We start from the raw sequence: 214 nt of genomic DNA, 5'->3' as shown, positions 1-214 counted from the left end.
TTCAATCGAAAGCCGGAAACGGCCAACCATAGCCAACCTCCAATCATAAGAACGCCGCCAATAGTCGTAATCGCACCGAACCAGCGCGGTGCACCAAGCGTCATCGCATACAAACTACCAGCAAAAATGATAATACCAATTTGTAGTAACCAAGCGGTCGTATGAGTAATATATTTTAAACTAATCAGTAAACCCACAAGTAGTAGTCCTAGCG

The 214-nt window shown here is 44.4% G+C and carries 1 protein-coding gene; it reads right to left on the bottom strand.

The window, feature by feature from the left end; translation table 11 throughout:
* Window positions 1-197 (bottom strand): DUF423 domain-containing protein (locus V6252_RS13445; RefSeq protein ID WP_425355889.1); only part of this gene is annotated, 197 nt, incomplete at its 3' end.
* Between the last annotated feature and the right edge of the window lie 17 nt (window positions 198-214).

The organism is Psychrobacter proteolyticus, assembly GCF_038155145.1.
Classification (GTDB): Bacteria; Pseudomonadota; Gammaproteobacteria; order Pseudomonadales; family Moraxellaceae; genus Psychrobacter; species Psychrobacter proteolyticus_B.
Note: the sequence above shows the minus strand (reverse complement) of the source record. Positions and strands in the feature narration are given on the sequence as shown.